Source organism: Psychromonas antarctica, assembly GCF_022267535.1.
GTDB classification, from domain to species: Bacteria; Pseudomonadota; Gammaproteobacteria; order Enterobacterales; family Psychromonadaceae; genus Psychromonas; species Psychromonas antarctica.
On the sequence record NZ_JAHNZV010000200.1, the window covers coordinates 1 to 2,725 of the forward strand.

A 2,725-nucleotide genomic window follows, 5' to 3' on the forward strand; every position below is an offset into this window, starting at 1 on the left:
AAGCCAACCCAGAAAATTACCTGCCATGGAATTATCTAGAAAATAGTGAGTAACGGCTGACTTGCTTTCCAAAAAAGACTGAATTGGGCTAACCGCCCAAGTCAAACTATGCAGCCGTAAGCTCACAGTAAATCTATTGAAAGAGTGGTCCCTTCAGTGAATTCTATTGATAGCCTTATCAAAAGTATCTATGAATCAATACAGATTAAAACACTAGCATCAACAAACATCCGTTAAATGATACCAATTTACAAACAAGCAAATAGGTATCATAAAACGGTATATAGCACTTTTGATACCAACAATTATTTATGATGACGTTTGTTGACACCAACAATAAATAAAAACCACTGGAATGTAGTAAATGAGAACTTTTGCGTACTGCCGAGTTTCGACAACAGAGCAAACCACTGAAAACCAAATACTGGCAATTAAAAATGCAGGATATAGTATTGAAACACCACGAGTGATCAGTGAAACATGTTCAGGCTCAACTCCAACAGAAAAACGTGTCGAGTTTAAAAATTTAGTTGATAACAAACTTGAATCTGGCGATACCTTGATTGTGCTAAAGCTAGACCGTCTTGGCCGTGACAATATTAATGTACAACAAACAGTTCAAAATCTTACTGCTAAAGAAATAAAAATTATTTGCTTAGATTTGCCTGTTGCAGACCTATCAAGTCCAGAAGGTAAGTTAATGCTTCAGATGTTCTCAGCATTTGCTGAATTCGAACGTAACCGTATCATCGAACGCACGAATGAAGGTCTTGCTCGCGCAAAAGCTGAAGGTAAAAAATTAGGTCGCCCTATCGCAATTAAAACCATTAAGGTAGTTCAAGATGCTAAAGCAACAGGTATTAGCCAAAGTAAAGCAGCTAAAGCAACTGGCTTATCAATAGCAACAGTTAAACGGTATTGGAATAAATAAACAGCATAAATAAAAATTACCTAACTCGTTTTACTTAGCAGTCTTTCTTCGATTATCTTAAGGAATACTCCATCTGTTGTTTTCCAACTTTGGGGGCCACTTCGACTATTTCCCGCAACCAAAGCAGCTGCATAAGAAGATGAACTCATAAGTTTATCTTTAACTAAAACAAAATGATTACTTTTATCTTCTAGCAAACCACCGCTAATCATTTGATCTTTAGCTATTAAGCTTTTACCCGGCATACTTGATGAAGACTTATGTGCGATTTGCGAGCCTTTTAATATTAAAAAGCCATCATCTGTAACCCTGCCATTAGCAATGATTTTATTCACTTTAAAACTAAAATCATAATTAGCTAAAGAATCATCTTTATTCTCAGCAACAGTTTGGCAAATAATTGAAGAAATAGGCTCTAAGATTCGATGGCTCAAGCTACCCAACACAATACGAATATTATCGATAAACTCTTCCATCGCAGCCAAGTCAGCCCGAGGTAAACTTGATTTAGTTGGAGTATTACTGTTTTCTAATTGATATCTATCTGCACTTTTACTGATTTCGACCAACCGAGCTTCTAAATATTTAATGTGCCCCTTAGTCAAATTCTCATCTTTGCTTGTAAATACAATAACTTCGTTCCAAAAATCTTTCTTTCTATCATGATCTGCTAAGCGTTTAAAAACATCTTCTGATTCACCAATATATGCAACATTATTGTCACCTGCAGAATTTTCAAATAAAAAATATACTCCTGGTCTTTTCGATTCTTCCCATTTACCCAATTCAGAAAATCGACTACGGGGACATCCAATAGCTTGCCCAGACCAATTTGCGATTTCTACATGACGAAGCCCTGTTGGACTGCCATCAGCTAAAAATATTCTTATACTCCGCCCGAACTTCGACATATTTTCAATACTTCCTGTAAAATTACGCCCATAACAACAGACAAAATTCAGCGTAGCAAAAATGCTCACTGTTTTTAGTCCTCGTTTATCTTCTTGTTGGATAAAATAAACTAGGAGCCAAACTTCTTCTTGTTACCTTTGCACCTGCAACAGATCGAACACTACCCGTGCAAAGCCTTTCGCCAGATCTGGGTTAGATAGATACTGCATCATCATTTCTTGCTGCGCTTGGCTACTGTCCATCACCGCGTCGTCTATCGCTTGCGGGAAGTCGCCTAGTAACGCCTGTTCCGGCGTGTTGTTAGCTATCTGGGTCATCACCGCCATGTTTTCTTTCAGCTTGTCCCTGACGGTATGCGCGTAGTTGATCAGGTCTTTGTCCGTAAGCTCATCGGTAATAAACAGTTCGTTCAAACGCACCAGAATCTGCGACAGAAACTCCTCTTTCTTGTCTTTGGCTTTGGCGCTGCCGATATCATTGCTTGGCTCAAGCTTGTATTCACCGCTGTTTTCGCTCAGCTTCATGTCCTGCTGACGGATTTTAGACAAGCGATAGTGACTCATCACCACGTTCTCTAATTCGACATCATCTTCACTGATCACCTTTTCACGCAGTAGCGGGCGCAAGTGACGCGCATACAGGCTTAGTTTCTCCAGCTCTTTGTCATCATAATCGACTATCTGCGACATAAACTCATAGAAGCGCGTAAAACTCCCGAGATCTTTCTTGAAGATCTCAAGGCGGTCTTTCTCTTGCTGTGAGCTTACGGCAGCGTAGCTCAACTTCCATTTTTTGTTCTGATTTAATACGGGTAACTCATCCATCAGGACTTAATTATGTCAAATCCAGAGCAACTTAGTAGCGTTATTACTGCATTTGAGC

Annotated in this window: 3 protein-coding genes; 1 reads left to right on the forward strand and 2 read right to left on the reverse strand. The window is 39.1% G+C overall.

All coding sequences use genetic code 11. The annotated features are described in order from the left end of the window. Window positions 1–364 precede the first annotated feature (364 nt). Window positions 365–931 (forward strand): recombinase family protein, encoded by a 567-nt coding sequence (locus tag KSO91_RS16840; RefSeq protein ID WP_238744179.1) that lies wholly within the window; start codon window positions 365–367, stop codon window positions 929–931. A gap of 20 nt (window positions 932–951) precedes the next feature. Here KSO91_RS16840 and KSO91_RS16845 read toward each other — a convergent pair whose 3' ends face one another. Together KSO91_RS16845 and KSO91_RS16850 are read right to left on the reverse strand one after the other, a co-directional pair. Then, window positions 952–1,911 (reverse strand): GIY-YIG nuclease family protein, encoded by a 960-nt coding sequence (locus KSO91_RS16845; protein ID WP_238744180.1) that lies wholly within the window; start codon window positions 1,909–1,911, stop codon window positions 952–954. 63 nt (window positions 1,912–1,974) lie between these two features. Then, the gene (locus KSO91_RS16850; protein WP_238744181.1) at window positions 1,975–2,667 is read right to left on the reverse strand and encodes a hypothetical protein; all 693 of its coding nucleotides are present in this window, start codon (window positions 2,665–2,667) and stop codon (window positions 1,975–1,977) included. Window positions 2,668–2,725: the final 58 nt, after the last annotated feature.

Bases quoted from the DNA above. Each gene is read 5' to 3' on its own strand.
- KSO91_RS16840 (WP_238744179.1), top strand. From the start codon at position 365: ATGAGAACTTTTGCGTACTGCCGAGTTTCGACAACAGAGCAAACCACT.
- KSO91_RS16850 (WP_238744181.1), bottom strand. From the start codon at position 2,667: ATGGATGAGTTACCCGTATTAAATCAGAACAAAAAATGGAAGTTGAGC.